The sequence below is a fragment of the Leptospira fletcheri genome (assembly GCF_004769195.1).
Lineage (GTDB): Bacteria > Spirochaetota > Leptospiria > Leptospirales > Leptospiraceae > Leptospira_B > Leptospira_B fletcheri.
Genome location: NZ_RQET01000009.1, coordinates 130,342 through 156,818 on the forward strand (window position 1 = coordinate 130,342; position 26,477 = coordinate 156,818).

Sequence of the window (26,477 nt, forward strand, 5' to 3'; positions counted from 1 at the left end):
ATAGGCAGAGAATTCGATGCGAAGTCTTCGGAAAATTTTTCATCGTTTCGGTTCTTTCACTGCGTTTCTATTCTATCTTTTCCTTTGTACGGGATTGGGTTCCGAATCGGTAGTTCAGGAATTTGACGTAAGCAAAGGACTGGGCAGGATTTCTCTTTTACCGTACTTAAGCATCCTAAAAGATCCTTCCTCAAAAATGAGTTTCCGGGAGGTTCGCTCCGCCTCCAAAGAAGGGGCGTTTCGTCCGATCGAACGGAACAGTATAGGATACTCTACGGATGCGATTTGGGTCCGATTGGTGGTAACCAATCCCAAATCCGTTTCACGGGATTGGATTTTGGAAATCGATTATCCTTTGCTGGATTACGTGGATCTATACGTCGGAGAAGAGGGGGACGAGCCGGTCAATTCCTCCGGAGATATGCGAAGATTCGATTCCCGGGAAATCGAGCATAGGAATTTCGCGTATTCTTTTTCGGAAACACCCATGGGCCGCCGCGAAATCTTTTTCAAGATTTCTTCCAACAGCTCCGTTTTATTGCCGTTTCTCGCCTTCTCTCCCGACAAGTTCGCGGAACACGCGTTCGGCGAACAATTGGCCTTAGGAATGTATTACGGTTCCATGTTGATCATGGTGGTCTACAACCTCTTCCTGTTCGTTTCCATTCGGGATAGGAGTTATCTCTATTACGTAATCTACATTTTGAGTTATATATTGTTCCAGTTTACCTTGAACGGACTTTCTTTCCAATACCTTTGGAGAGACTCCGTCGTTTGGGGGAATTTCAGCCTTCCGTTGTTGATTTTTTTCGGTCTCTTAAACGCTTCCATCTTCGGTCGTTCCTTTTTGGATGCCGCTCGCCATACTCCGAAGACGGCTAAGGTTTATTACCTGCTCTTCGGGCTCCAGATTTTCGGAATGATCTCCTCTTTAGCATTCCTGAATTACCGCGCTTCCATTATGGCGAGTCTGGCGGTCATGTTCTTGACCTGGGGATTCCTGATCTTTAACGGAGTGCAATGCATTCTTGCAGGAAGAAGAGAAGCCCGGTTTTTTCTATTGGCTTGGTCCGTGCTGATTTTTTTCAGTTTTATTTTCGGAATCAGATCCTTCGGCTTTCTGTCGGATAATTTCGTCACTCTGTACGGAATCCAGATCGGTTCCGTGATGGAGGTAAGCCTCTTATCCCTCGGATTGGCGGATCGGATCAAAAGGCTTTCCGAGGAATTAGGTACGCGCGTCGAAGAATTGGATAGGACTAGGACGGAAGCCGAGGCTTCGGAGGCCAAGTATCGGAGTCTCTTCGAAGCGGAAGAGGATTTCCTTTTTTCGATAGATCAGAACTGGACGATCCTGGCCGCGAATCGATCTGTTGCAAAGCATCTGGGTTTTAAGCCTCAGGAAGTGGTCGATAAGAATTTTATGGAGCTAGTATACAAATCCGGCGGAATCCAGGACGCTTATAAAAAGCTCTTCGTTCTGGAAAAACTGGAGGAGCTGTCTTCGGAAGGAAAGCCTGTCCGCTTTCTTGCGGAGTTCCTTCAAAAGTATCTAGGAGAGCCGAAAGAGCTGCAGGTCCAGTTTCAGGTTTTGGAATACGAAGGGCAAAAGGAAATATTGGGAAGAGCTTACGAACCCGACCAGGACTTGATGGCTAGATACGTGGACGAGGAAAAATTGGTCTTCGTCGCGAACAATTACCTGCAAAATGCGGAACTTCTCAGCCAGAGACTGACCGCAAACCTATTCCGTTTCATCGATCCTAATGCGATCATTTCCATGCGGAATTGTTTTCGGGAGATGATCATCAACGCGATCGAGCACGGAAATCTCAACATCAGTTTCGACGAAAAGACCAGGGCGATGGAAGAAGGAAATTATTTCCGTTTCGTCCAGGAAAGACAAAAGGATCCCTATTATAAGGGAAAGAAAGTCAAAGTGGAGTATTCTCTTTCTCCCGGGCGGATCGGAGTCAGGATTACGGACGAGGGGAAGGGTTTCAATCATGCCAGGGTCATGAAAACCGGAATGGAAAGGTTGAATTCGGAAGGTTTGCTGCACGGCAGGGGAATCGTTCTCACTTTGTCCACTTTCGACTTGGTCAAATTCAACAGCAAAGGGAACCAGGTGACTCTGGTGAAATATTTCTAGGAGGGTCGGAATGCGTTTCGGAAGAATTTACTTATGGATGGCGTTCGGACTGATCGCCTTGGACTGCGCCTCCCTAGGAACCAGAGGAAAAGCGTCGGACGCTCCTTCGGCGGTCAAAATCGTCGCTTCCGATCTCAAGAGCCAATTCAAAGCGTCCATAGCTGCGCAATCCGCAAAACTTCCGGGAAGATTAGGAATGATGAATATAGTCAACGGAGACGGATCCAAGTCCAGATTGGGTGCGATTTTGGCTGATCGTTTGACCAAGGAATTGTTCGAGCCGGGAATCTTTCTCCTATTGGAAAGGGATCGTTTGAATCGAGTGATCGGGGAACAGACCTTCCAGGAAAGCGGACTCGTGCTCTCCGATCAGACCGCTTCCATAGGAAGATTGGCGGGAGCGGAATACCTCCTCTTGGGACAGATCGTTTTCGAGGATCAGGATTTTCTTTTAAGTTTGCGTATCGTTTCCTTGTCCGGAGTCATATTTGCCGCGGCGGAAATCAGGTTCGATTCCGACGACGATACCTACTCCCAATTCAGGACTTCGATCTAACGTCTTGAAGTTCTTCCGTTCTTCTTTTTCCCTTTTTCGACGGCTTTCTTTTTAGCGGGTAGGCTTTTCTTTCCTTTTTTATCGGGAGTTTTTTTCCGGGGTTTCGATCGCGGAACATCCTTCGGTTTCGGGTCCGAGTTCTCGATCGAACCGGAAGCCGGGGGATAATTCTTTAGAAGGTAATCCCGGATCGTACGTAGATTTTCTCCCACCCTTACCAGATTGAAATTACCGACCACATCGAACCAGAGGTCCCTCCCTTGTCCGAATTCCGAGGATTCTTTGGGAAGAAAGAACATTTCCTTCCAAGGTGAAAGAGGTTGGAATCGATCCATGAATAGAAAAGTATTGAAATGACTTTCCAAAAGACGGGACTTCCAACGCAAATCTTTGGGGCCGAAATAGCGGAAGAGATTCGTACCTTGAAACGGAGTTCCTAACGTGATCAAGGTGCCGATTTTCCTTCTAGAAGTGTCCGGAGATAATAGACTTAAGAGTCCGCCGGTATTGTGAGCGATCACAAGGTACTTATCCGGCAAACTTCTTAACTGGGAATCTAAAAGATTCACTACTCGATTCGTATCCCTAAAGAAGGGGGGAATTTTCAGGATTCTCGCACGGTAGCCGGCGTCCTTCAAAGCTCTCGTAAGTTTTTTGTAATATATAGGCCCGGAAAGAAATCCCGGAACGATCAAAATATCGACTTTTTCGTTTTCTTCCGCTTTCTGTTCGGACATCATGCAGGTCGCGATCGAAAAGATCAGAGAGCAAATCTCCACAATGAAGTAGTAGGATTCACTCACAAGTGCAAAGGTTTTTTTCATACGAAAGGCTTGAAGTATCCGGGGTTTGTTGCAGTATGCCGGTAGACTCTACGATGCGCGGAAAACGAACAAAGTCGCTGTTAATCTTTCTCTTTGTGGTCTTACCTGTCTACTCGAATATCCCTAGATATGCCGAGTTGGATAAGATTCTGGTTTCGACGTGGAACTCCACTTTTCCCGTTCCATTTACCCGAATCGTAAAGCGGGATTTGAGCGGTAAGGGCATCCTGGAATATAGAAAGTCTTCCAAAAAGACGGTATACATCTATGCCTATCTCGTATTTCTTCCCAAGTACGAAGAGGAAGGGGAAAAGCCCGTTCGAAGAGAGGCGGGAAGAGAAGTGAAGGTAAAACTTTACTACGATCCTTCCGCCAAGGAAAAGTACGAGATCGTACTAGGGGAATTCGACGAAGCGTATGATGCGAAAGGGAGATTACGATGGATTCGATGAAGGCCGAGTCGGAACGCTTGGTTCGCGAAAAAATGAGAGGTGAGAAGCTTTCGGGCGAATTTATCGCGGACTTTTTAACGAAAGTGGACGCGGTCCGAAACGGCGAAACCGGAATGGTCGACTGGAGGGAAGTCGGAGATTTGGATCCGGAGACGGATGAAATCTCTTTGGAAAAAATCGAATCGCAGGTCCGGATCGACAACTCGGTGCTGAACCGATTGGTGGTGATTAAACTGAACGGCGGTTTAGGAACGAGTATGGGATTGTCCGGTCCCAAGTCTCTGATAGAAATCAAGGAAGGGATGTCCTTCCTAGAGATCATCGCGCGACAAATCGGAACCATACGAAAAGAATACGATATAGAAGTGCCTCTTCTCTTTATGGATAGTTTCAGCACAATCGAACAGAGTCAGCAAGAGTTGAAACGCATCGGTTTTTCCCAATCTTTTCCCAGCACTTTCCTGCAACATAAGGTCCCTAGGCTTTTAAAGGATTCCTTACAACCGCTTTCCGTAACCGGGGATAAAAACGAGGAATGGTGTCCGCCCGGACACGGAGATATTTGGTTTACGCTTCAGGAAACCGGGATCCTGGATTCGTTGTTAGAGAAGGGGTACAAGATCGCCTTCGTTTCGAACGGGGATAATTTGGGAGCGATGGTACATCCGGGCATCGTCCAATTTATGTTACAGGAAAACCTGGATTTCTGTATGGAGATGACTCCTAAGACTCTCGCTGATAAAAAGGGAGGAGCTATTTTCAGGCGGATCGTCGGGGGAGAAAAACGGAACTGCCAATTGTTGGAGACCGCACAAGTTCCATCCGAGTACATGCAGGAGTTCGAAGGTTTGGGTAAATTCCGCAGCTTCTCCACGAATAACCTTTGGATTCGTTTGGACGCGTTGAAGGAGAGATTGAATTCGGGGGATTTCCGTTTGTCTCTTATCGTGAATCCTAAGAAGGTAGAGGGGAAGGAAGTGCTGCAGTTGGAAACCGCTATGGGTTCCGCGATCCAGAATTTTCCCAAAGCCAGAGGAATCATCGTCCCGCGGGATCGCTTTGCCCCCGTAAAAAAATGCGAGGACTATCTGGTCCGGAGATCGGACGCATATTCTTTGAACTCCGATTTTTCCATTAGCATGTCTCCCGAACGAAAAAAAGCGGGCCTAGGAGAAGTTGTGGTGCAAATGGATGAAATATATTATAAGAGGATAAACGACTTCAACGAGAGGATGTTGAGCTTGCCTTCATTGGTGCACTGCACCTCTCTCAAAGTGGAAGGGGATGTGCTTTTCGATGTTCCTTTAGAGATAGAAGGTGACGTAACTATTTCAAATTCGGGAAAAGGACAAAGGAGAGTTTCGGAATTCGGTAAAAATCGAATCTCGAATGAAGTAGTGCGTTTCCGCTTTACATAAAACAACAGTCGTTTAAAATCCAGTCTACGGGCGATAGGGTAAACCGTCCGCTCCTATGGCGATAAAAGTCGAAGGCGAAATGACAAATTCCCAGAACTTCAGGCTAAGGTCTTTCGATTTTGGGGACTTAGAACAGTTTAAAACCGTTTTCATCAACGAAAATCGGGGCAAACCGATTTTCCTGTTACGGTTTCAGAATATCTCCACCATTTCTTTGGTGGAATTCATACAGTTGATTCCGCAGAAAATCGCGGAAACGGATCCCACCCATCAGGACTCCCTGAGATATTATACATACGGAGACAAAAAGAATTTATTGATCGGAGTCGCTCCCGTGGAGCAATCGAACTTCGAAAATCAAACCAATTTCGACGCAGCCATCGGTAGATTTCACGACGGTGCGGTCCGGAATGGAAGTTTGAATTTCGATTTCGGAATCGGACGGACCCAGTGTAATTTTATTTCCTATGTGGAGGAAATCTTCCGGGAATTGGATTCCTCTTCCCTCAAGAACCTCAAGGACAATCTGGTACGCTGGAGTTGGACATATTTGAATCGAGTCAACGATTACTTTGCGAGTGACCGGGCCGATGCCGTAATCCAACCGATTATCCATTATAACCACAGAGACCATACCTTCTCAATGAAAGGCGGCGAAGTGTTCGTGGGAGGCGTCGCTTATGCGGGCTATGCTGATCTGATCCGGGACATTCCCCACGATCAGGATCTGAATCGGATCGAACTGCTCATCCTGGAAAAACTGATCATGTCCTGTAACGGTTCCCCCGGTCTTCTGAAATTCAATATTTCGCCCCAGACGTTGATCGATACGTTCGATACGGACGAGAAAGTAACCCGTTTCCATGAATTGCTTTTGAAGCAGAACCTGAATCCCCAGAATATACGGATGGAGCTGATCGAAAAACCGTACGAAGAAGGGGAGGCCACCCTAAAGTCCGTGTGTAGACGGTTTTGGAATTTCGGGATCAGCTTTGCCGCAGACGATTTCGGAGTAAAGAGCCAAAGCCACCAAGTGGTGCTGGATTTGGGGGAAATGATCAAGGAATTCAAACTCGACCCGATCAGTTTCAAATTCAAGGCGGATCAGGATCTTACGAAGTTCCTAGATAACTTGGCGTTCATCGATTATTGCCGTCGATTATCTGACAACCGGGAGGCAATCATAACGGCGGAAGCCTTGGAGGACCTGGACTCCCTGAACTTCCTGATTACGCACCAAGTGTATTATTTCCAGGCGAATTTGTTCTGCCGAAAGATCCGGATCCAGGAATATAAGGATCGTTTTAAGGAAATGCAAAAGCTTCCCGAGGCGGCCGTTACGAAAATTTTAGGTTCCTCCGAGCTGACTCAAAGATTGAAGGAAACCGGCAATATATTCTCTCTAGCGAAAGAAGTTTCTTTGGCCTAATAAGGCCGCTTAAGATTTTTCCACCGTTTCCGTAAATCTCCCGAAAGCGCCGCGGACTGAGATCCGCGCACGCTTCGAATATTACCGGAATTCGCCTTTATTCCTTCAGGAAACTCAAGGTGGATTTCTGGTTCAGGATTCCGTTGTCCTTTAGGGTTACGGAAAGAGCGTCGCCCGTTTTTTCTATCTCGATCCTGAATTTACCTTCCTTGTCGATGATTGGGCTATTCTCCACGTACTTTCCTTCGAAGATCTTCTGCTTATTGAATTTGACCACGTAATTCACGTTATCTTGGCTTTCGATCTCCAAAAGCACCTGATTCACGCCTTTGGATCCGTCCCAAGACATGGCGGTCCAAGGCCCTTTAAACTTCTCTAATGTGGAATCTCCGCCGAAAGCCCTATTCGCCGGAGCAGGTTTTGCGCTGGATAGGACCCCGGATACCGGAGCCGAGTATTCGCTTTCTCCTCCCAAATCCGTTTTTGCCGTAACGGAATAGAGATAGAAGGTTTCCTTTTCGGGAAGATCGGAAGTGAACGTCGGCGTTTTGCCGCTGGAAGCCAGGAAGTTCCAGGAGGAAGATCCCCGCTTTTTGCGGTAAACGTAATATTCGGAAGCGCCTTTCACCGATTCCCATTTCAGAGACATTCTGCCGGTTTTTTGGTCCAGACTCCCCTTGAGATTCGTGGGAGAAGGAAGCCTTTCCCCTCTATGTTTGTTCGGGTCTATGTATCCGTAAGCGTAATCCGAAAAAGGACCCGCGACTCCGTTTCGATTTACCGCAGCAACGGCATAGTACGCATACTGAGAAGGGAGTTTTTCATCGATGAAACTTTCTTTTGGCTCTTCCGCGAGTTTTGCCCAGGAACCGCCTCCGAACATCCCGCCGGTATTATAGCGGTAAATCAGGTATCTGGAGGCGCCGTCGACTTTCTGCCATCTCAATTCCACTTTGCTATTGTACAATCCCTTTGTCGCCATCAAACCCAGAGGTTTCGGCGGTTTGGAGTTCGCCCTTGCAGTGGTTCCGGCAGCCGCATCCGACGGATCTCCGACCTTGCCTCCGCTCACTCCGGAAACCACATAAAATTCCGTGACTCCGTTTTTGGCCGCTCCGGGATCGGCATAAGAGTTCGTCTTACTTTTTCCGACGGACACGTATTTCTTTTGAATTGCGTTCCATTTGTAGATATTGTATTCCGTCACATCATCGATAGCTTCCCAGGTCAGGTCTATCTTGTTGGAATATTGACCTTGGCTTGCCTTGAGTCCTACGACTTTCGTGGGAGCCTTCTGCTCTTGCGATTTGGCATAACCGATCGCCTCTCCATCCGAAGGATCGGAGGAATCCGAATCCGTTAACGTAACCACCTTATAGGAATAAGCCACGTCTTTTTGAATTCCGTCGTCGGTAAAGCCGTTGGATTGGGAAAGACCGATTTTTGCAAAGGAGGAATCTCCCGGTCCTTTTCGATAGATCTCGTAACCCACGGCGTTCGCGACACTTTCCCAAGTGATCTGGACCTTATCGGCAAACGAACCTTGCGAAGCCGCGATCTCTTTGGGCGGAACCGGTTTGGTCTTTTCGGGGTTTATCGGTTGATTGGTATCGTTATGGGTCGGAGTAGGTTCGGTGATCTGCTCTTGAGGCGCTTGGTCCACAAGCACGAAGGCGGATTGGCAGACTTTAGAGAACCATTTGTAATCTATATAACCGTATCCTTGGTCTCCCCACTGGGTGCTCCAGGAGTTGATGAACTTGAAGGCGTTTCTGGAATCGTCGTATCCTACGATCGCTATCGCGTGGCCTCCATAGGTCTTTCCTACTCCGTCCTTGTATATCTCTTGGCCTTTGAGATTCATAAAGTTTTCGTAAACTATGATTCCAGCTACTACGGGTCTACCCTCGTTCAATTGGTTTTTGACCTCGTTCGGATCCGACTGCCGCACTCTCATGAAATCTTTGGCCTTGTGTTTGAGCGCGACGTCTATAGCCGACTGGTTGGGTTTGGTCATATAATCGTTGGGATTATACGGCATTGCGTCCCAGGTCGCGACACCGTTTTCGACCACCAATTTCATCGCGTCGGAAATCAACGAACCATTGTCTCTGCCGCCGTTGATCTGGTTATAGATGAATGCCGGTGAAAAAATAGATGAGTAGTTGGGGGATCCGTCGGTGTTCCGGAGGGTCCAGTTGGACGCCCCCTTTCTTCCCGCGTATTCCAAATAGGATTTCGTGGCGTAAGCGGTGGACCAGGCGACACAGGAGCTTTGCTGCCCTTGGTCCCCTACGGGAGGCATCGAATCGGAAAGGTCGACGCTGGACGCTAAGCCTCTATGCGAGATTCGGTTCGGGTTCGCTTCCTTTAGAGAAGATAGGAGCTCGAACGGCTCCTGTTTCATTCCTAAGGACTGAATTCTCGTCTGTTGTCCCGATATACCGCTCGTCGCGAGCAGCAGGATCGAGATTAGATAGGGTATGTATTTAAATCTTCGCATTCGTCACTCCTTGTTACGGTTGGCTTTTGATCTCGGATCGTATTTTTTCTTCCAATTCCTTGGAATATTCGCGAAAGGCGTAAGGGTGAGGCTCGTAAAGTGCAACCACTTCCGTCTCTTTTCCCTTGCTATCCTTTACCTTTTTCTTAATTAAAAAAAGAATATAATCTCCTTCCTGAGGGGAGGCTTTTAGCCATTTTCCGAAATATTCCGGGAAAATCATAAAGGCCAGATCGAATTTGGAAGGCAATTCCGGTCCGCCTTTGATCGGTTTCAGGACTTCCACATTGGCGGTCACCGAGACCGATTGAGCGGAGATTTTACTTTCTTTTACGTTGGACAATCTCGCTAAGATGATAAAATCCGAATGGTTGACCTGGGACTCCAAGCCGGGCGGAGGGGTCAGCGCATATACGGGGACTATCAGAAAAACGAAGGCGGTTGCCAGGAAAACGGTCAGACGGATCATTCTCGTCGCTCCCAAAAGATGTTTTGGACGGGGCTTATTACCTTACCTCCCAAGACGGATCCTTTTCAACCGATTTTCCTACGGGAATCGTTTCGGAAACCCCCGATCGGGAAAAAAGATATTAACGAATTTTCTTGCAAAAACGACGCGGGTGTAAAAAGGGAGGAATCCGACCGATCCCGGAGGTCAATCGTCCAATTTGAAATTCACGGGAATACGGTGGTTCATTTTGATGGGTCTACCTTTCACGTAACCGGGACTCCAGCGCGCGGCTTTTACGACCCGGATTGCCGCCTCTTCGAAGCCGTATCCTTTGATTCCCGCTTTCAGAACTTTTGCGTCGATCAGATTTCCCTGTTCATCCACTCGGACTTCCAGAATCGTATCCGCGTAGGAGATTCCTTGGGATTTCGCTTTTTCGGGAAAATAATCCCGTAAGTCGAAGTCAATGATAGGTGTAGGAGGTTTGTCCCCCATGTAAGCGTACAAAAAACCGTCTTTGTCCGTTCCGTCTCCGTTGAGTTTGTTCGGATCTACTTCGCTGTCTTCCGGATCCTTCCCGTCTTTATCGGAACCTTCCACCCATTCCTGTTTTTCCACCGGAGCGGGAGAATTTTCTCCTCCGATCAATTCCGGGGGAATGTCCTGGATGTCCACTTCCACGTCCTGAAATTCCAATCGATCCGAATCGATTTCTCCGGGTTTCCAATGAGTAACCACGTAGTAAGTTCCGAAAAACAGAAAATGCACTAAAATCGAACCGTACAAACAGCGGTCCCAAAGGTTCGTGTTTTCGTACCAATCGAGGAACGAGTCTCGGAGAGTGAGTAATTTTGCGTTCATCAATCGGCGTCCGAATTACCTTTTTACGGAAAGAGCGATCCTGGTGACTCCGGCTTTTCGGATGACTCCCATTGTCTCGGCGATCTTGCCGTAGGAAATGGAGGAATCCGCTGAGAGGGTTAATCTCATATTCGGACGGATCTTTACGTCCCTGGCTAATTGGAATCCTAACTTTTCCGCAGTCGTCTCCGATCCTTCCAGAACGATTTTTCCGTCTTTGGTAAGTGCGACTTGCACGGATTGAGCTACGTTTGGATCCGCAGCTTGAACCTTCGGAAGATTAATGTTGATGGATTCTTTTTTCAAGAAATTCGCAGTGACCATAAAGATCACGAGCAATACCAAAATCACGTCCACCATGGGAGTGATATTGATATTTCCGATTTCTTCCCCATCTCCGGAAGAGGTTTGCCCCGCCATATCCTTTCCTCCTTATTTACGAGTCCTTACTTTCGGGAAAGGTTCGCCAAAAATTCCTTCGCTAGGATGTCCAAGTTGGACTGAATGATCTTTAACTTACGAGTGAAATAGTTGTTGGCCATCACTACCGGTATGGCGACCGCCAATCCGGCTGCGGTCGCGAGCAATGCCGTGGAGATACTTCTCATCACCACTTCCGCGCCGGTATTTCCCAAAGTGCCGAGGCGATAAAATGCGTTGATGACCCCGAATACGGTTCCCAAGAGACCGATAAAAGGCGCGTTATTCCCTAAGGTGTTCAGGATGGAAAGTCTAGTTTCGAAGGAGACTCTTTCTCCGATGGCTTGTCCTTCCATGAGTTCCGCCAAGCTTTCTTTTCCGTTCTTGGAATGTTCTGCGGCGAAATTCGAGAAGCGAGCGTATACGTTTTCCGGATGGCTTTCCGTAAATTTCGCGGTTTGGGATACGTCTCCGTTGCGGACCGTACGAACGATTTCCGGTAAAAGAGCTTTGGAATCCTTCGTATTTTTGAAGAAGATAATGGCACGCTCGACCGTCACCGCGACGGCGACGATGCTTGCAATAATCATAATAATGAATATCGCCGATTCTCCGATTTCTACGAGTATTTCAAAGTTCATTCTACCTTTCCTTCCTAATTTCTGTTTTTTCGTAGGATAGGATCGTCGTCATTCCGTTTTTGTTCCCTGTTTTTCAGAGACCGGAGGAGATACTGGAACAATTGCGTATACAGGATAGGGAATCCGATCCAGAACCGGAGATCAGATCCGAGCTTTGTCCCGTGCATCTGTTCGCGGAACGTAATTCGGACCAATACGATTCATTGCAAGAGAACACGCATTCCTGAGCTTTCGGGTTTAATTTCGTGAAAGATTCCGAAGACAGTAAGGAAGAGCAATATCCGGAATATGTGCTCGTTTTGTTCCCTGACAGGATTTCTGAAAGTCCGGGTTCGTCGATTTGGGGAAGGTCCGCCGTTTGTTTCAGACACGCTTCTTCCGCACGGTAGGAACGGACGCATTCCGAACTCGGATCCGGTGAATTTTGCAACAAGGATTGAAGAATCAATCCGGGATCCGCGTTTCGTTTGGAAGACTTATCGTTTGTGTTCGTACAGAAAGAGAGCAGGAATCCTGCTAGGATCACGAGAGGATAAGAACGGAAGTGAACGATTGAGATCGTCGGATTCTTCAAAACTTCACCTCCAAGCCCACGTTAAAAAACGGAAAGATAACTCCGCCGGGCAATTTCAATGTTCCGAACGTCGGACTAGGAGTGGGGTTCGTACCGGAAAAAGGCCTGGTAGTATTGAAACTTTCTCCGTTTACGTTGTCCCGGAGATACACGTTAATGATTTCCAGGAAAGTATTCATATAACCCCATTCATAATTAAAGAATCGGTCAATCCGAATGTCAAGTCGATGGTACGGCTTCAATCTTTGCGAATTTGTGTAATTTCCTAGAAAAGGGTTATTCGCATATTGTGGACTCCAATAGGTCTGTCCAGTCGCAGGATTGCTGAAACGACCCCCATCATCACCTACAATCGGGGTATAGGGTGTGTTCGTCAAGTAGGACCATCTAGCTCCGAATTGCCATTCTTGGCTCCAACGCCAACCGTAAATCACGTTGATTACGTTGGTGCGATCGTAATCATAAAGGGTTTGCTTGGAATTGTGGTAAAATTGGGCTAAATACGTTTGGGTCGCCGTAAGTGTCGGATCTCCGGGATTCGGAGTAAAAATATTATTGTTCCGGAAGGTTTGGGACCAGGTATAGGTGATCCAGCCGAACCAATTTCTAGTTCCGGGGCGGGAATTTTTGCGAAGTACCATCTCGAACCCGTGGGACCAGCCCGTACCGTTATTGGAATAATTGACGTTCTTATTTAGGATATAAGGTTGGAAAACCCTGCTGTACGGGTCCGGATTGACCCCTATGGCTTCCGTCGCATAGGGATCGCTTACGATGAGGTGGGAGAACTCCTGCTTGAAGATTTCCCCTTTGATCTGGTAATCCCCTTCCAGAAGTTGTTCTATCCCTCCTCCATATTTAAACGCTTTTTGGAAATTCAGGTTGGGGTTTCCGCTATCCTTATTGAATCGGGTGTCCAACGGGAAGTTATAGAAATCCCCGCCACCGACAAAGAGAGTCGTTCCTTTACCGATTCCTTCGAATTTGTACGAGGCCTGTCCCCTCGGGCCGAGAGCGCTATGATGGACGTAAGGAATGTAATCGTAACGAGCGCCTGGTTCGAATTGGAATCCTCCGAAGCGTAGTTTTGTGGTGACATAGGAGTTATAATACGTCCCTTTCGCGTACACATTGTTCGGTACCGTTTTAAACGCAGGGTTTTGCGTGTCGTAAGGATTCGGGCTTTGGTTGTTCGGGTTCGTCACTACGATTGCCGAACCTACGGTGGAGTAATCCAAAGCTCTAAATTCGGAACCGAACTCGATGCTTAGGTGTCGATTCGGGTCGAAGAACGCGTCCTGTCGGATTCCGTTATAAGCTCCACTGGCCCGGTTCTTTCCTTGAATGGTACCAAGAGAGATATTGTTGTCCGCGAAGGGATCGTAACTGATCAATGTGATTCGATTCGAAAAGGATTGGACGGGTTTCCAAGTATATCTCAAGGCTTGGGTCCGGAATCCTTGTCCGATAGAAACATTCGCTCCTGCGATCGCGGCAAAGGGATCCTTGGTAGGGTCGTTATTCGCCTTGGGAGGCGCGTTCAACGCGAAATCGTCTTTGGAAGTGAAAGAGTGGAAAGAGATCTGGTGTTCGTTACTGAAATTATGAACGAACTTGACCTGAGAATCCACGAAATGAGGAAGACGCAGTCCGTCCGGCAATCCCACACCTAAACGACTCCCTAAATCTCCGAAGGTCTTATCCAAATATCCCACTCGGGCCGCCGCGACGATGTATCCTTTTCCTCCGAAAGTGGGGGTCATGATATTCGCGCTTGTGGCCCAAGCGGAGATGATCAGGTTCTTTTGCGAATTATCGACCTTATCGACAGTGTCAATGTGGATCACCCCTCCGAGGGCGTTGTTAAAATTGGCGGGATACACTCCCGTATATACGTCTATGGATTTGATCAGGTTTGCGTTTACAACCGCACTCAATCCGTCCAAGTGGAAAGGATAGAGGATGGGAAGATCGTCCACAAGGTACAGGTTGGTATTCGGGTCGGCTCCCCGAATCACGTAATTGTTCGCACCTCCGCCGAAAGAAGCTACTGGAACCACGCCCGGGATGGTTTCGAGAGAGCGGAGAGGTTCTCCGAATGTACCAGGCATCCGCTTGATCTCGTCGTACTTGATGGTCGTACGGGAAAGAATGGGTTTTTCCCGCTCGGCAGTCACCTGTATGGAACCCTTGGAAGTGACGCCTCCGCTTTTCGTGCCCCCGATTCCAATCCCTCCGGATGCCGAGTCCGCGTCGATAAACAGAGTGACCAACTGACCGGACGCGTCCACATTCCCGCGGATTTCCTGCATTCCCTCCAAGCGAAGGATACGAAACGTGTAAGTTCCCGCTTTCGGCACGACCGCGTCGAAGTATCCTTCCGCATCGGTTTTGTAGAATTTTTTGGTTTCGAACAGAAGAACGTTCGCTTTCGATTCTCCTTGGCCCTTTTGTCTGGAAAACAAACGTCCCTTAAACGCGACTTCGGCGAAAATATCCGCCGGTGCAAGTGCCAGCAAGAGAAGGATTTTGAGACCGAGCCGTTTCATGGGGTTAAGGAACCTTGGGGGTGACGTAGAAGTCCTTGAAGTTCGTGTACCACGGAATATTTCCCGCCGGTTGATCGACATAAATGAGAAGACATGCGATCGGATAACTGACAAAGGGGCAATCCGATTTCGTGATGGCTATGGTGCAGAGATCTAGGTTTCTCTTCTGGATGTCCCCGATCGCGATCGGAAAAGGTGTAGGTATCGGAGTTCCGCATTTTCGGGAAAGATATTCCGCGGCCGCATAAATTTGGCTATTGGAATCTCCTTGGGAAACCAGATCTTGGCGAACGCAATTCCCGCAAACGAAGAATAATGTTGCGCAGAAGATCCGACCCAGAAGCGAGGATCCCGTCATTTTATTTCCTCGTCACTCGGAGGAGCTCCCACCACCATGCCTTTTACTTTCAATATGCTGACGGTTCCGACCGGAAAGAAAAGATGAGTTTCGTGCCAGTACCTGACTTTGACGAGGGATTTTCCGCCGGGAATTTTCCGAACGGCTTCGCTTAACGCGTAGTCCATATTGATGGGGTTCGTGACAGGGATGAGTCCGAACAGAAAGAATGCGGAGCTTTCTCCGGTGGAGATGCCTAACTCGTCATAGTCCGTACTTCTGACGATGGTGGCGGAGTCCATCAGTTGGATTTCTCGAACCCTTCCTCCGACTTCCGTTCGGGAGAATGTTCCGGAACATGCCCCCAAAATAGCAAGGGTAGCGCCGAATATCGCGAAGTTCGCATATCGATTCATAAAAAAGAGAAATCAACGTCCTCTTCGTTTCGGTTCCGTCGTATTCGGAATCGGAGCGATCGGAGTCGCATCGAAGCGAACAGCTTCCGCCGAAATGTGCAACCGATTCACCGTTAAAAAGCCGATTATGAATTTGTCCGTCCAATAACGTAGATTGATAAGAGCGTCCGCTTCTTTTTCTTTTTGGAGCTCCTCTAGTAAAGCGTCGATGGGAGGGGTTTTTAAAGGGATGCCTATGATCGCGATATCGAACGTAACCCAATACTTCCTTCCTTCCACAGGCCCGAGGACGGTATACTTTTTATCCGCCATAGGCACTGTGCTTGTGGAAAGGCCCGCGCTTGCCGTCGCGCAGGAGTAGAGAATTCCGAGAAAAAGTGATAAAATGATCGCCTTGAAAGACGGAAAAGACATTCGTTTTGGCATCCTTAGAAACAACCGACCCGGGTCTATGAAAAGCCGGAACCCGTCTAGGTTCCAATTTTTCTCATTCGTCTAAACGGCCCGGGAAGAAATATTTTCCAAGAAAAAATTTCCCGGAAGGGTCCGAGACAAAGCTTTTTATTCGCGTAAAACGGTTAAACATTAAATTATTTTTCGAGCGGAAACTATCAGACGAACGATGTCTATCGCAATTCCGGGTTCTCGGGACGGAAGATATATTATAAAATTATAATTTTATTTATTTTCCCTTTCGATAAAGATCGAGCAGATTTCTTGCCGCTTTCAGCGAACTGATTCCGCCTTCCGTCACCTTTTGTTCCGCCTCGGAATATCTCGTTCCCGTCTTTTCTCGGAAGTCCTCCACGAGCAAGGATTGCACGGATTCATGCAGCCAATACTTGGCCTGTTCTTTTCTATTCTTCCGGAAATAACCGTTGGAAGTAACGGTTTCCACGTATTCCAGAATTTCCTTCCAAAGCTCGGAAATTCCCTTTCCTGTTAATGCGGAGCAGGCCAATACGTTCGTAGGAACTCCGGATTCGTGCGGAGGGAGAAAATGGATCGCCGAAAGAGTTTCCGCCTTGGCTCGTTCCGCGTGGGAAGCGTTTTCCCCGTCCGCTTTCGTAATGGCGATCAGATCGGCCATTTCCATGATTCCTCGTTTGATTCCTTGCAGTTCGTCTCCCGCTCCGGCGATGAGAAGTAGCAGGAAAAGATCCGTCATGGAATGTACCGCCGTTTCGGATTGGCCCACTCCTACGGTTTCAATTAAAATCGTATCGTAGCCGGCGGCTTCGCAGAGAAAAACGGTTTCTCTCGTTTTGCGCGCCACTCCGCCTAGGGATTCTCCCGACGGACTAGGACGTATGAACGCTTCTTCTTTTCGGGAAAGGGTCTCCATTCTGGTTTTGTCACCTAGAATGGAACCCTTGGAAATTTGGGAAGTCGGGTCCACGGTTAAGACAGCCAATCGCCTTCCGTTTTGGATGAGTAGGTTTCCGAAGGATTCTATGAACGTACTCTTTCCTACGCCCGGAATTCCGGTGATTCCGATCCGGATACTTTTGCCGGAATGAGGAAGGCATTGTTCGATCACTTGTTCCGCGAGATCCTGGTGTGCGGGCAAAGTACTTTCCACCAAAGTGATCGCGCGGCTGAGTAAAACCCGGTCTCCATTGAGAATTCCTTGAACGAAGGTTTCCGCGCTCGGCAGGACTTTCCGCGGTCCGCTTCCTCTCAGAAAGCGCCCTTCGTTTTTGGCCGGTTCCGACACGGATTTCAGACGCTCTCGGTCGCCTTGATGAGAAGTTCCAGGATGTCCACTCCTGCTTTCGAAATTTTCGTTCCAGGTCCGAAGATCCCGTTCACTCCCGCTTTGTACAGGAAATCGTAATCTTGTTGCGGGATGACTCCGCCGGCGATGACTAGAATATCTTCCCTTCCTAGGCGTTTTAATTCCTGGATCACTTGCGGAACCAGGGTTTTGTGTCCGGCAGCTAGGCTGGAAACTCCGAGGACGTGCACGTCGTTTTCCACGGCTTGCTTGGCGGCTTCGGCAGGGGTTTGGAAGAGGGGACCTATATCGACGTCGAAACCCATGTCGGCAAAACTTGTGGAAATGACTTTTGCCCCTCTATCATGCCCGTCTTGTCCCATTTTTGCGACCATGATTCTGGGCCTTCTACCTTCCAACTTGGCGAATCGTTCGGAGAGTTCCTTGGCCTTTTTGAAGTCGGGGTCGTCCATAATCTCCTCCGAATACACTCCTGTGATGGAATGAGTCACGGCTTTGTAGCGGCCGAAGACTTTTTCCATCGCGAACGAAATCTCTCCCAGAGTGGCTCTTTTGCGCGCGGCGTCTACGGCCAACTCCAGGAGGTTGCCGGGCTCTCCTCCCGCGCATTTCGTGATCGCGTCTAGGGCGGATTGAACCGCGGCAGAATCCCTGTTTTTCTTGAGTTCGTTCAGTTTCCTGATCTGGGATTCCCGGACGACAGTATTATCTATATCTAATATTTCTAAAGGCTTTTCCTGGTTCGGGCGATAACGATTGATTCCTACGATCACGTCCCGCCCGGAATCGATCCGAGCCTGTTTTCTCGCCGCGGCTTCCTCTATCCTCATTTTAGGGATTCCCGTCTCGATCGCTTTGGCGATTCCGCCTAGCTTTTCCACTTCTTGAATGAGTTCCCATGCGCGGTGTGTCAGATCGTTCGTGAGAGCCTCGACATAAAAAGAACCTCCCCACGGATCCACGACCCTATGGATATTCGTCTCTTCCTGGAGATAGATCTGAGTGTTCCTTGCGATCCTGGCGGAAAAATCCGTGGGTAACGCGATGGCTTCGTCTAAAGCGTTCGTGTGCAGGGATTGCGTGTGACCCAGAGCTGCGGCCAATGCTTCTATACAGGTTCTGGCCACGTTGTTGAACGGATCCTGCTCGGTTAGGCTCCAACCGGAAGTCTGACAATGGGTACGGAGCGCTAAAGACTTACTGTTTTTGGGCTGGAACCCTTTTACGATCTTGGCCCAAAGCAGACGACCCGCCCGCATTTTTGCGATCTCCATAAAATGGTTCATTCCGATCGCCCAAAAAAAAGAAAGGCGAGGCGCAAAACTGTCCACGTCCATCCCGGCTTTGATGCCGGTTCTGAGATATTCCAATCCGTCGGCGAGAGTGTAGGCCAATTCCAAATCGGCTGTTGCCCCGGCTTCCTGCATGTGGTAGCCCGAAATCGAGATGGAATTGAATTTCGGCATGTACTTCGTGGTGTACTGAAAAATATCCGCGATGATCCTCATCGATGGAGCGGGGGGATAAATGTACGTATTCCGCACCATGAATTCTTTGAGAATGTCGTTTTGGATCGTTCCGGAAAGGAGTTCCGGTTTGACTCCTTGTTCCTCCGCGGCCACGATATAAAAGGCCAAAGTGGGAATCACTGCGCCGTTCATCGTCATGGAAACGGACATCTGGTCCAAAGGGATTTGGTCGAATAGAACCTTCATGTCCAGGACGGAGTCGATCGCCACTCCGGCTTTCCCCACATCGCCCACGACTCTTTCGTGGTCCGAATCGTAGCCCCTGTGCGTCGCCAAGTCGAACGCGACGGAAAGACCTTTCTGTCCTGCTGCGAGGTTTCTTCTATAGAATGCGTTGGATTCCTCTGCTGTGGAAAAGCCAGCATACTGGCGGATTGTCCAAGGCTGTTGGGTGTACATCGTGGAATATGGTCCTCTTAAAAAAGGAGGAATTCCTGCGGCATATTCCAGGTGATCCAGGGATTTTGCATCTTCCGGCAGATAGACCGGTTTGACCGGGATTTTTTCCGGAGTTTGCCAAAAGGCGGATTTCAGATCGGAAAGACCCAGTTCGTCTAGAGCTTCTTTGGACCAATCCTCTACATTTTCCTTCCGATAGGAATGCTTGAGAGAAGAATCGAATACGGGTCGCTTCATTGGATTCCTAACCTTTTTTGGAGATCGGTCAAAGTGTCGAGTAGATTGGATAGGATGTGTAGAAAGCCCTGCACGCCCAAGGCTTCCAAATCGGATTTGGAATCTTTCGGAAGCCCGGCGACGAGTGGGATCGGCCCGCTTTTTCCGTCCGAACCGGAAAGGATTTCCTGGGCCCATTTCAGAACTTCTTCGTCGGAGGAACAAAATACTAGGGCGTCCGGTTTCTCCTTTCGGATTCCTTCCTTCACGTCTTCCACAGTCTCGTAGCTTCCCGGATCGATTACGTTGAATCCCCCGCATCCTAAAAAGTTCAGGGCAAAGATGGCACGAGCCTTTTTCATTTTCAGGTCTCCTACCGGGAGGAGGAGAATTTTGGAACTTCTTCCGTTTTTCTTTTCCCATTCCTCCGTGCGAAGTCGTATGGTTTCGACGGCATCTCCGACGAAATATTCGGGAATCGCAGTGCAGGTCCATTCTCCCGGCTTGGGTTCCACGGAACCCATAAAAAAGGATTTGTTCAGTTTCCCGCTTGCGATCTTGTCCTGAACGTTCGGGTATTGGGTTGTTCCAAGAGAGATTTCTTTTCTAGTAGCGTAATTTTCTTCCTTTCTTTTCCGGGAATTCGAAATCCTTTCCTGGATTTTCCCGGATTGTAAAGACGCGAGAAATCCGCCCTCCGCTTCGATTTCGCAGAAGATTTTCCAGGCTTCGTCCGCGATCGAATCGGTCAATTTTTCCAGATAGTAGGAACCCGAGGCAGGATCCACGACCTTTCCAAGATGGGATTCGTGCCTCATCAAAAGCTGTACGTTTCTCGCGATCCGTAAAGAAAAGGAATCCGCAGGCTGGAGAAGGTGATCGAAGGGAAGAACACTGATCACTTCCGCACCTCCGATGGCGGCGGCCATGGCTTCTGTAGTCGCACGAAGCATGTTATTGTAAACGTCGTAGACTCCGTAATTGTACTTCGCCGTTTCCGCAGAGAGAAAAGGAAGCGATGTCTCTCCGGAGTCGGAAGAATAGGCTTGGAAAATCCGGGACCAAAGAGTTCTCGCTGCTCGGAACTTGGCGATCTCCAAGAAGTAATCCGGTCCTACGACGAACTGCAGGATCATCTGGGAATTCACTGTCTCCGGTTTTAACCCCGCTTCCGAGAGTAGAAAGAGATATTCGGATCCGAGAGCCAGAGTGAATGCGAGTTCCTCTACGATTTCGGAGCCGCTATCCCGGAACGTGGAGGAATGGATCGTAAGGCCTCTGAAATTCGGCCAGGTCGCGGCATACTCTTCCAAAATCGGTTTGAGCGCTTGGATTCCATGTCCACCCGAATGGCCATGACGAGATAGGATCCGAAGCGGGTCGTAACCGAGTCCTCCAACCAGGGGTTTGATTTTCGGCAACCATTTGTGGATCAAGGGAGAAGTTTCTTCCGCGACGAAATGCAAGGTAACGTCTTGGAAGGGAAGTTCCTCCAATAAGAATTCCAAATCTTCCTTTCTCTTCAGAGGAATTCCTCTTCTACCGGAAGTGGAGTTTTCGATGACGAATCCGATGGAATCGACTCCGTTGGACACGCTTTCCGCCGCTAATTTTTTCGCGGTAGATAAATCCGGAGAATCTATATCCTGGCGGATGTTCCATTCGTTGGTCAGTTTCCGGGTGGAACGAGTATAAGGAAAAGTTCCGGGAAGGTTTTGCACGGACCAATCCAGATCCGCCAAATTTTCTTTTCTATAAAACGGTTGGACTTTGAAGCCCTCTCCCGTTTCCCACACGAGCTTTTTTTCGAAATCGGCTCCTTTCAGATCCTTTAGAATCTGATTCTTCCAATCTTCCGTTGAAACCGGGGGAAATTCGCTAAAGAGTTTTTCGGACATTTTCATATTCTCTTCTTTTTCAGAAAAGATTCTCCTTCTAGGGAATTAGTGAAATCCTTCATGTAAAGTCTAAAAAAGCCGTTTCAGGTCCCTTTTTTCGTGGATAGATAATGAGGAAGGGAAAGCAAAACGGCAAGAGTTAAGGTGCCCACGATTACGAAAAGGGAAACCTCTATCGAAACGTGTATTTCCCGTCCGAACGCCCACTTGGAGAAGAGCGGAAGCAGGAGCTTGATCCCTACGAACGCTAGAAGTAACGAGACCCCTTTTTTGAGATGTACGAATAATTCCATGACCCCACCTAAGAGAAAGAACAAGGATCGTAAGCCAAGTATCGCAAATACGTTGGAAGTATAGATGACGAAACTGTCCTGGGTGATGGAGAAAATCGCGGGAATCGAATCTACTGCGAACAATATATCGCTGAACTCCACTACTAAGAGAACCAAAAAGGTGGAAGTGAAGAGTTTCTTTCCGTGCTCGGTCACTAGGAATTTTTCCGGATGAGGGGAAGAAGTCATAGGAAGAAATTTTTTGGCGACTTTCAACAATTTCATTTCTTCCGGATCGAAATCCTCATCTTCATCATGGGAATACATTTTCCAGGCGGAGTACAAGAGTAGGATCCCGAAGAAATACAAGATCCATTCGAATCTCGAAACCAGTTCCGCCCCGGAAAAAATCATCGCTCCCCGGAACAGAAGCGCACCCATGATTCCCCATTTTAGAATCATCGGTTGGTACTGCTGTTGGATTCGAAATTTCGCGAAGATCATGATGAAAACGAAAAGGTTGTCCACGGAAAGGGAATATTCCAAAAGATACCCGGCCAGAAATTCCAAAGTCTTTTGTTGCGCTAGTCCCGGATTTGCGGAGTCCAAGTGGAAAACGTAAATCAAAAGAGAGAAGGTCAGCGCCAGAGAAACCCAGAACAGAGTCCAGATTGCGGATTCCCGAAGGGAAGGTTTGTGTGCGCGCTTGTTGAATACGAATAAATCCAGATAAATTAAAAGACCGACGATCGCGCCGAAAATCAGAAAAAGTGTAGAATCTTTTGGGCTAAAAGAGAGCATCGCAGAGTCCGAACCTGAAAAGTGTGGATGAAAGACAGGTTCCAACCTGAGATTGGGAAGACAATCCCAAATCCCGTCTTTCTTTTTTCCGCACGGAGGTAAAATGATCTATATCGTATATCCGATTCTTTGCCTCTTTCACTTATTCGTCGCGAACCAATGGCCTGATCTTTTCCTTTTGCATCTCGGATCCAAAATTCTTCCGATTCTCGTATTGGTCTGGGATTTTAGTGCCGACGCTCGTTGGCAAGGTAGAAGCGGGATGTGGATCGGTTGTGGACTCGTATTTTCCGCGATCGGTGATGCGATTTTAGGTTTCCCTCCGGAGTATTTCGTTTTCGGTCTGGGAAGTTTTTTACTCGCTCAACTTTCTTATGCCTGGGGATTTTCCGTCGGAAACCCCGTCCAATTGATCCGGCTTCTCCCTTTTCTGGTTTTTGGCGGAGGGTTTTCCTACTGGCTTTTTCCCTCCGTTCCGGAAGCGTTACGAATTCCCGTAGCGATTTATATTATAGCGATCGTTGCTATGGGTTGGCGGGCCGCCTCCCGAGCCTGCGAAAAGTTCGATCTTTGGTTGGGGATCGCCGGAGCGATATTTTTCATTCTCTCGGACTCTCTCATCGCTTTAGGACGTTTTACGGAAATCCGTCTGCCTTCTCACGGAGCTTGGATCATGAGCACCTATTATCTCGCCCAGTTTTTAATTTACGTTTCCACGGAAGAAGAAAGCTGATCCGAAATCGAAAAATTAGTATTGAATGCTTCCGAAATTTTTTCTAGAATTAGCAACCGGAGTAAACAGATGAGTATCAAACCCCTTAAAGAAACTACTTTCCTCGAAGCCGTTGCGGCCGCGATCCAGCACGAGAAGGACTACTTCGAGTTTTATATGGATACGTACGAAAAACTCCCGCCAGGTCGCACAAGGGAGTTGTTCGAAAAACTCGCGGAAGAAGTGGACGATCATATCAAATTCATCACGGAAATCTACGAAGATGCGGAAGGAGCCGAATTGCCGAACCTAAAGCAACTTACGGCCATCCATAAATTCCATCAGACTACGATTCAGAAATTAATGAACAAGGTGGAGCGCACCATCACCGGTTCGGGTTCCAGAGACGCTCACGAGGCGCTGGAACTGGCTATCCGAGAGGCGGAAAACTCGGTGGCTTTCTACGAGAAGTTGACCACCAAATTCTCGGATCCGAATATCAAACTTTTGTTTACTAAGTTGATGGAATATAGCCAGAACTACCAATCCCTTCTCGAAGCGGAATTGAACGCTCTGGATCAGACTCATTCGGGACGGGGCGCCTTTTTTTGGGACGAGCAAGCCGAGGAAGTGGCAAAGGCGGTGGACCAGCCGGTAAAGGGAACGAAGTCCGTTAAATCCGTCGGACAGAAAAAAGGCGCCGCAAAGAAAGCTTCTAAAAAAGCCGCACCTAAAAAGCCTTCGGCCAAAAAGAAATCCGCTCCGGCGGCAAAGAAAAAGACGGTCGCAAAAAAAGCTTCTCCCAAGAAGAAAGCTGCCGCAAAGAAAAAACGTTAGAACGACGGAACTAGGAAGCGGAGCCGGGAATCTTTCCCGACTCCGTTTTAAAAAAGGGTTTTTCCTCCCGCACACCTCTCTCAATCTGGACCCAAGATGAAAACGAACGGCTCTCCGGATTGGTACCAAATCCAAGCTCTCTATCCCGTAAATCGGGAAATGATCTGGCTGAATAATTGCGGCACCACGCCATGCAATACGGAAACGATCCATTGGGTGGAAGAATATCTCCGGGGATATGCGGCTCACGGCGGTCAGACGAATGTAAGACGTTACGCGACGGTAAAACGAGCGATTCGTTCCATCCTCGCGGATTTATTGGGATGTTCTCCCGAGGAATTGAGCCTGATTCATCATACCAACGAAGGGATGAATTTCCTTTCCTTAGGTCTCTCTTTGCAGGAGGGGGACCAGATCCTACTTTTGGAAAACGAATATCCTTCCAATATCTATCCTTGGGAACATTGGAAAGAGAAAGGAGTGGAAATTTCTTTCGTTCCCATGTCGGAAACTCCCGAGGGATTTCTGGAGAATCTGAAGAATTCCGTCACTGCTAGGACGAGATTGGTGAGCCTTTCCGCAGTCCATTGGTGTACGGGCATGCCCTTTCCTCTGGAGGAAATCGGTGCATTTTTGGATTCCAAAGGAATCGAGTTCGTTTTGGACGGAGCTCAGGGAGTGGGGTTGTTGCCGATCCGTCCCAAGGAGATGAAGATTTCCTACATGGCGTTTCCCGCATGGAAATGGTTGTTGGGACCCTTGGGCTTAGGTGTGCTTTATGTGGCCAAGGAAAAACTGAATACTCTCCGTTTTCCGTTCAAGGGCACGGGATCTGTGATCAATGACGAAGCGTATCTTCCGTACCGCGAAGAACTAAAAGGAACCGACCGATACGAGATTTCGACGGCCAATTTTATCGACTGGGTTTATTTTCAGTCCACGTTGGAGATGTTGAGCGGGATAGGATTCCACAATTCCATGGAGAGGATTTATGAACTCGCGGATTATTTGTCGGACGGACTCCGGGAGGCCGGCTGGAAACTTGCCTCGGATCATTTTCCGGATTTCAAGACGGGAATCGTCGTGGCGGAAAAACCGGGAGTCTCCTCGGAAGATACGGTAAACGAACTGAAAAAGAAAGGGATCATGTGTGCTCTTCGTTTGGGAAGAGTACGGTTTTCCCCTCATATTTATATTTCCAAAGAGCAATTGGATAGAGTGTTGGATCTCCTGGAAGGGTAGCATCTTTTGACGAAATTTCTAGAACGGGCAACCTACCTTTTTCCCCTTTGGGTCATCCTCGGGGTATCTTTGAGTTGGATCCGGCCGACTTGGTTTGTCTGGTTCACGGGCCCATGGATTACGTACAGTCTCGGGCTCACCATGCTCGGAATGGGGATCACTTTGGTGCCGGAAGATTTCAAAAGGGTGTTCGAGACACCTCGGCCTGTGATCCTAGGTGTTGTTGGCCAATATACGATCATGCCCTTATCCGGATGGGGGATTGCGAACCTATTGGATCTTCCGTCTCCCTTAGCGACCGGTCTGATCTTGGTTTCCTGCTGCCCCGGGGGAGTCGCATCCAATGTAATCTCCTTTTTGGCTAAAGGAGACCTGGCACTTTCGGTTTCGATGACCGCTCTTTCCACGCTTCTTTCCGTGATTTTGACTCCTACTTTAACTTTGTTATTAGCAGGAAACCGAATCGAGGCGAACTCCTTGGGACTTTTCTTGAATACATTCGAGGTGGTCATTTTCCCGGTCACTCTCGGAATCTTATTGAACCGGTTTACGCCTAGATTCGCCGCTAAAATCAAAGTGATTTCCCCCCTTGTCGCGGTTCTCCTGATCACTCTGATCGTCGCATCCATCTTGGGCGCGGGAAGGAACGCGGTCCTTCAATCAGGATTTCCCCTTTTGTCTGCGGTTTTTTTACTACATGCGTCGGGATATTTTTTCGGCTACTGGCTGGCAAAATGGGGAACCGGGTCGGAGATCGTTTCCCGAACGGTGTCTATCGAAGTCGGAATGCAAAATAGCGGTTTGGGGGTGGTTTTGGCAAAAAACAATTTCTCCGATCCTTTGGTTGCGATTCCAGCGGCGCTTTCCAGTTTGATTCACTCCGTGATCGGAAGCGTTTTGGCCGCCATCTGGAGAAAAATTCCTAGGGTTTCCGAGAAGGAAATTTCAGAACTTCCTAGCGATCTTCCTTGATTTTTCGGCTCATTTTTTTTTTATAGCATATGCAACCTACCGGACGTCTCGGATTTTTAGCCCTTAGGGTAGAAAAACCGTTCCGCCCGGAGAAATAGGTTAATTTTTGAACAGAGAAATCCGCCATGAGAGAGATCATTAAACTTTCTTGCCAGGTATGTAAGAAGAACGCTTATTTCCAGACCAAGAATAAAAAGGCGAAATCCGAGAAATTGGTTACAAAAAAATTCTGTAAATTCTGCAGAGCGCACGTCGAACATAAGGAATCCAAAGTTTAA

The 26,477-nt window shown here is 48.3% G+C and carries 25 protein-coding genes; 10 read left to right on the forward strand and 15 right to left on the reverse strand.

The window, feature by feature from the left end:
- Positions 1–16: 16 nt before the first annotated feature.
- Complete coding sequence (locus EHO60_RS12685) at positions 17–2,152, forward strand: 7TM diverse intracellular signaling domain-containing protein (RefSeq protein ID WP_135768573.1); 2,136 nt, start codon at positions 17–19, stop codon at positions 2,150–2,152.
- 10 nt (positions 2,153–2,162) lie between these two features.
- Entirely contained in the window at positions 2,163–2,708 is a 546-nt protein-coding gene (locus tag EHO60_RS12690) for a CsgG/HfaB family protein (RefSeq protein ID WP_135768574.1), read from the forward strand.
- Here the strand turns inward: EHO60_RS12690 and EHO60_RS12695 are convergent.
- Positions 2,705–3,532, reverse strand: a complete 828-nt coding sequence (locus EHO60_RS12695) for an esterase/lipase family protein (protein ID WP_135768575.1) — start codon at positions 3,530–3,532, stop codon at positions 2,705–2,707. The two genes, EHO60_RS12690 and EHO60_RS12695, sit on opposite strands and share 4 nt — an antisense overlap.
- Positions 3,533–3,585: 53 nt before the next feature.
- Here EHO60_RS12695 and EHO60_RS12700 point away from each other — a divergent pair, with 53 nt between their 5' ends.
- Genes EHO60_RS12700 through EHO60_RS12710 form a run of 3 tightly spaced genes read left to right on the forward strand, consistent with a single transcriptional unit; the run spans position 3,586 to position 6,831 of the window.
- Positions 3,586–3,984 (forward strand): hypothetical protein, encoded by a 399-nt coding sequence (locus EHO60_RS12700; protein WP_135768576.1) that lies wholly within the window; start codon positions 3,586–3,588, stop codon positions 3,982–3,984.
- Positions 3,972–5,402 carry a UTP--glucose-1-phosphate uridylyltransferase gene (locus tag EHO60_RS12705; RefSeq protein WP_135768577.1) on the forward strand — a complete coding sequence of 477 codons (1,431 nt, stop codon included), beginning with the start codon at positions 3,972–3,974 and terminating at the stop codon, positions 5,400–5,402. Before EHO60_RS12700 ends, EHO60_RS12705 begins: the two co-directional genes overlap by 13 nt.
- Before the next feature lie 55 nt (positions 5,403–5,457).
- Entirely contained in the window at positions 5,458–6,831 is a 1,374-nt protein-coding gene (locus tag EHO60_RS12710) for an EAL domain-containing protein (RefSeq protein ID WP_425460297.1), read from the forward strand.
- Positions 6,832–6,928: 97 nt separating this feature from the next.
- Here EHO60_RS12710 and EHO60_RS12715 read toward each other — a convergent pair whose 3' ends face one another.
- The 14 genes from EHO60_RS12715 to EHO60_RS12780 all read right to left on the reverse strand — a co-directional run bounded on the left by EHO60_RS12715 (position 6,929) and on the right by EHO60_RS12780 (position 22,436).
- Positions 6,929–9,334 carry a C1 family peptidase gene (locus EHO60_RS12715; protein WP_135768579.1) on the reverse strand — a complete coding sequence of 802 codons (2,406 nt, stop codon included), beginning with the start codon at positions 9,332–9,334 and terminating at the stop codon, positions 6,929–6,931.
- A 13-nt stretch (positions 9,335–9,347) separates the two neighbouring features.
- Entirely contained in the window at positions 9,348–9,800 is a 453-nt protein-coding gene (locus tag EHO60_RS12720; RefSeq protein ID WP_425460301.1) for an LIC_20196 family exoprotein, read from the reverse strand.
- A gap of 189 nt (positions 9,801–9,989) precedes the next feature.
- Positions 9,990–10,646: an energy transducer TonB gene (locus EHO60_RS12725; protein WP_135768581.1), complete on the reverse strand. Its 657-nt coding sequence runs from the start codon at positions 10,644–10,646 to the stop codon at positions 9,990–9,992.
- A 15-nt stretch (positions 10,647–10,661) separates the two neighbouring features.
- The gene (locus EHO60_RS12730; RefSeq protein WP_135768582.1) at positions 10,662–11,066 is read right to left on the reverse strand and encodes an ExbD/TolR family protein; all 405 of its coding nucleotides are present in this window, start codon (positions 11,064–11,066) and stop codon (positions 10,662–10,664) included.
- A gap of 26 nt (positions 11,067–11,092) precedes the next feature.
- The gene (locus tag EHO60_RS12735; protein WP_135768583.1) at positions 11,093–11,707 is read right to left on the reverse strand and encodes a MotA/TolQ/ExbB proton channel family protein; all 615 of its coding nucleotides are present in this window, start codon (positions 11,705–11,707) and stop codon (positions 11,093–11,095) included.
- Positions 11,708–11,780: 73 nt separating this feature from the next.
- On the reverse strand, positions 11,781–12,281 hold the full coding sequence (locus EHO60_RS12740) for a hypothetical protein (RefSeq protein WP_135768584.1): 501 nt from the start codon (positions 12,279–12,281) through the stop codon (positions 11,781–11,783).
- Positions 12,278–14,830 (reverse strand): TonB-dependent receptor plug domain-containing protein, encoded by a 2,553-nt coding sequence (locus tag EHO60_RS12745; protein ID WP_135768585.1) that lies wholly within the window; start codon positions 14,828–14,830, stop codon positions 12,278–12,280. The genes EHO60_RS12740 and EHO60_RS12745 overlap by 4 nt, the downstream gene beginning before the upstream one ends.
- Before the next feature lie 4 nt (positions 14,831–14,834).
- Positions 14,835–15,188, reverse strand: coding sequence for a hypothetical protein (locus tag EHO60_RS12750; RefSeq protein WP_246028304.1), 354 nt, complete (start codon positions 15,186–15,188; stop codon positions 14,835–14,837).
- A complete protein-coding gene (locus tag EHO60_RS12755; protein WP_135768586.1) occupies positions 15,185–15,583 on the reverse strand; it encodes a hypothetical protein in 399 nt (132 codons plus the stop codon). The genes EHO60_RS12750 and EHO60_RS12755 overlap by 4 nt, the downstream gene beginning before the upstream one ends.
- Positions 15,584–15,595: 12 nt before the next feature.
- Positions 15,596–15,997 carry an LIC20211 family lipoprotein gene (locus tag EHO60_RS12760; protein ID WP_135768587.1) on the reverse strand — a complete coding sequence of 134 codons (402 nt, stop codon included), beginning with the start codon at positions 15,995–15,997 and terminating at the stop codon, positions 15,596–15,598.
- A gap of 268 nt (positions 15,998–16,265) precedes the next feature.
- Positions 16,266–17,309, reverse strand: a complete 1,044-nt coding sequence (gene meaB / locus EHO60_RS12765; protein WP_425460302.1) for a methylmalonyl Co-A mutase-associated GTPase MeaB — start codon at positions 17,307–17,309, stop codon at positions 16,266–16,268.
- The gene (gene scpA, locus EHO60_RS12770; protein ID WP_135768589.1) at positions 17,306–19,486 is read right to left on the reverse strand and encodes a methylmalonyl-CoA mutase; all 2,181 of its coding nucleotides are present in this window, start codon (positions 19,484–19,486) and stop codon (positions 17,306–17,308) included. The genes meaB and scpA overlap by 4 nt, the downstream gene beginning before the upstream one ends.
- Positions 19,483–21,369: a methylmalonyl-CoA mutase family protein gene (locus EHO60_RS12775; protein ID WP_425460298.1), complete on the reverse strand. Its 1,887-nt coding sequence runs from the start codon at positions 21,367–21,369 to the stop codon at positions 19,483–19,485. Before EHO60_RS12775 ends, scpA begins: the two co-directional genes overlap by 4 nt.
- A 77-nt stretch (positions 21,370–21,446) precedes the next feature.
- Complete coding sequence (locus EHO60_RS12780) at positions 21,447–22,436, reverse strand: TerC/Alx family metal homeostasis membrane protein (RefSeq protein WP_135768591.1); 990 nt, start codon at positions 22,434–22,436, stop codon at positions 21,447–21,449.
- Positions 22,437–22,539: 103 nt separating this feature from the next.
- Here EHO60_RS12780 and EHO60_RS12785 point away from each other — a divergent pair, with 103 nt between their 5' ends.
- The 5 genes from EHO60_RS12785 (at position 22,540) to rpmG (ending at position 26,477) form a co-directional block, all read left to right on the forward strand.
- A complete protein-coding gene (locus tag EHO60_RS12785; protein WP_135768592.1) occupies positions 22,540–23,169 on the forward strand; it encodes a lysoplasmalogenase in 630 nt (209 codons plus the stop codon).
- Between the two features lie 69 nt (positions 23,170–23,238).
- A complete protein-coding gene (locus tag EHO60_RS12790) occupies positions 23,239–23,985 on the forward strand; it encodes a ferritin-like domain-containing protein (RefSeq protein WP_135768593.1) in 747 nt (248 codons plus the stop codon).
- Between the two features lie 96 nt (positions 23,986–24,081).
- Entirely contained in the window at positions 24,082–25,227 is a 1,146-nt protein-coding gene (locus EHO60_RS12795; RefSeq protein ID WP_135768594.1) for an aminotransferase class V-fold PLP-dependent enzyme, read from the forward strand.
- Positions 25,228–25,233: 6 nt separating this feature from the next.
- On the forward strand, positions 25,234–26,199 hold the full coding sequence (locus EHO60_RS12800; RefSeq protein WP_135768595.1) for a bile acid:sodium symporter family protein: 966 nt from the start codon (positions 25,234–25,236) through the stop codon (positions 26,197–26,199).
- 125 nt (positions 26,200–26,324) lie between these two features.
- Positions 26,325–26,477, forward strand: coding sequence for a 50S ribosomal protein L33 (gene rpmG / locus EHO60_RS12805; RefSeq protein ID WP_135768596.1), 153 nt, complete (start codon positions 26,325–26,327; stop codon positions 26,475–26,477).

What these genes read in the sequence shown, in the direction of transcription:
- EHO60_RS12780 (WP_135768591.1), bottom strand. Translation starts at nt 22,436, where the DNA reads ATGCTCTCTTTTAGCCCAAAAGATTCTACACTTTTTCTGATTTTCGGC.
- EHO60_RS12760 (WP_135768587.1), bottom strand. Translation starts at nt 15,997, where the DNA reads ATGTCTTTTCCGTCTTTCAAGGCGATCATTTTATCACTTTTTCTCGGA.
- EHO60_RS12795 (WP_135768594.1), top strand. Translation starts at nt 24,082, where the DNA reads ATGAAAACGAACGGCTCTCCGGATTGGTACCAAATCCAAGCTCTCTAT.
- EHO60_RS12745 (WP_135768585.1), bottom strand. Translation starts at nt 14,830, where the DNA reads ATGAAACGGCTCGGTCTCAAAATCCTTCTCTTGCTGGCACTTGCACCG.
- EHO60_RS12755 (WP_135768586.1), bottom strand. Translation starts at nt 15,583, where the DNA reads ATGAATCGATATGCGAACTTCGCGATATTCGGCGCTACCCTTGCTATT.
- EHO60_RS12695 (WP_135768575.1), bottom strand. Translation starts at nt 3,532, where the DNA reads ATGAAAAAAACCTTTGCACTTGTGAGTGAATCCTACTACTTCATTGTG.
- EHO60_RS12715 (WP_135768579.1), bottom strand. Translation starts at nt 9,334, where the DNA reads ATGCGAAGATTTAAATACATACCCTATCTAATCTCGATCCTGCTGCTC.
- EHO60_RS12685 (WP_135768573.1), top strand. Translation starts at nt 17, where the DNA reads ATGCGAAGTCTTCGGAAAATTTTTCATCGTTTCGGTTCTTTCACTGCG.
- EHO60_RS12725 (WP_135768581.1), bottom strand. Translation starts at nt 10,646, where the DNA reads ATGAACGCAAAATTACTCACTCTCCGAGACTCGTTCCTCGATTGGTAC.
- EHO60_RS12705 (WP_135768577.1), top strand. Translation starts at nt 3,972, where the DNA reads ATGGATTCGATGAAGGCCGAGTCGGAACGCTTGGTTCGCGAAAAAATG.
- EHO60_RS12730 (WP_135768582.1), bottom strand. Translation starts at nt 11,066, where the DNA reads ATGGCGGGGCAAACCTCTTCCGGAGATGGGGAAGAAATCGGAAATATC.
- rpmG (WP_135768596.1), top strand. Translation starts at nt 26,325, where the DNA reads ATGAGAGAGATCATTAAACTTTCTTGCCAGGTATGTAAGAAGAACGCT.
- EHO60_RS12690 (WP_135768574.1), top strand. Translation starts at nt 2,163, where the DNA reads ATGCGTTTCGGAAGAATTTACTTATGGATGGCGTTCGGACTGATCGCC.
- EHO60_RS12785 (WP_135768592.1), top strand. Translation starts at nt 22,540, where the DNA reads ATGATCTATATCGTATATCCGATTCTTTGCCTCTTTCACTTATTCGTC.
- scpA (WP_135768589.1), bottom strand. Translation starts at nt 19,486, where the DNA reads ATGAAGCGACCCGTATTCGATTCTTCTCTCAAGCATTCCTATCGGAAG.
- EHO60_RS12700 (WP_135768576.1), top strand. Translation starts at nt 3,586, where the DNA reads ATGCGCGGAAAACGAACAAAGTCGCTGTTAATCTTTCTCTTTGTGGTC.
- EHO60_RS12710 (WP_425460297.1), top strand. Translation starts at nt 5,458, where the DNA reads ATGGCGATAAAAGTCGAAGGCGAAATGACAAATTCCCAGAACTTCAGG.
- EHO60_RS12790 (WP_135768593.1), top strand. Translation starts at nt 23,239, where the DNA reads ATGAGTATCAAACCCCTTAAAGAAACTACTTTCCTCGAAGCCGTTGCG.
- EHO60_RS12750 (WP_246028304.1), bottom strand. Translation starts at nt 15,188, where the DNA reads ATGACGGGATCCTCGCTTCTGGGTCGGATCTTCTGCGCAACATTATTC.
- EHO60_RS12775 (WP_425460298.1), bottom strand. Translation starts at nt 21,369, where the DNA reads ATGAAAATGTCCGAAAAACTCTTTAGCGAATTTCCCCCGGTTTCAACG.
- EHO60_RS12735 (WP_135768583.1), bottom strand. Translation starts at nt 11,707, where the DNA reads ATGAACTTTGAAATACTCGTAGAAATCGGAGAATCGGCGATATTCATT.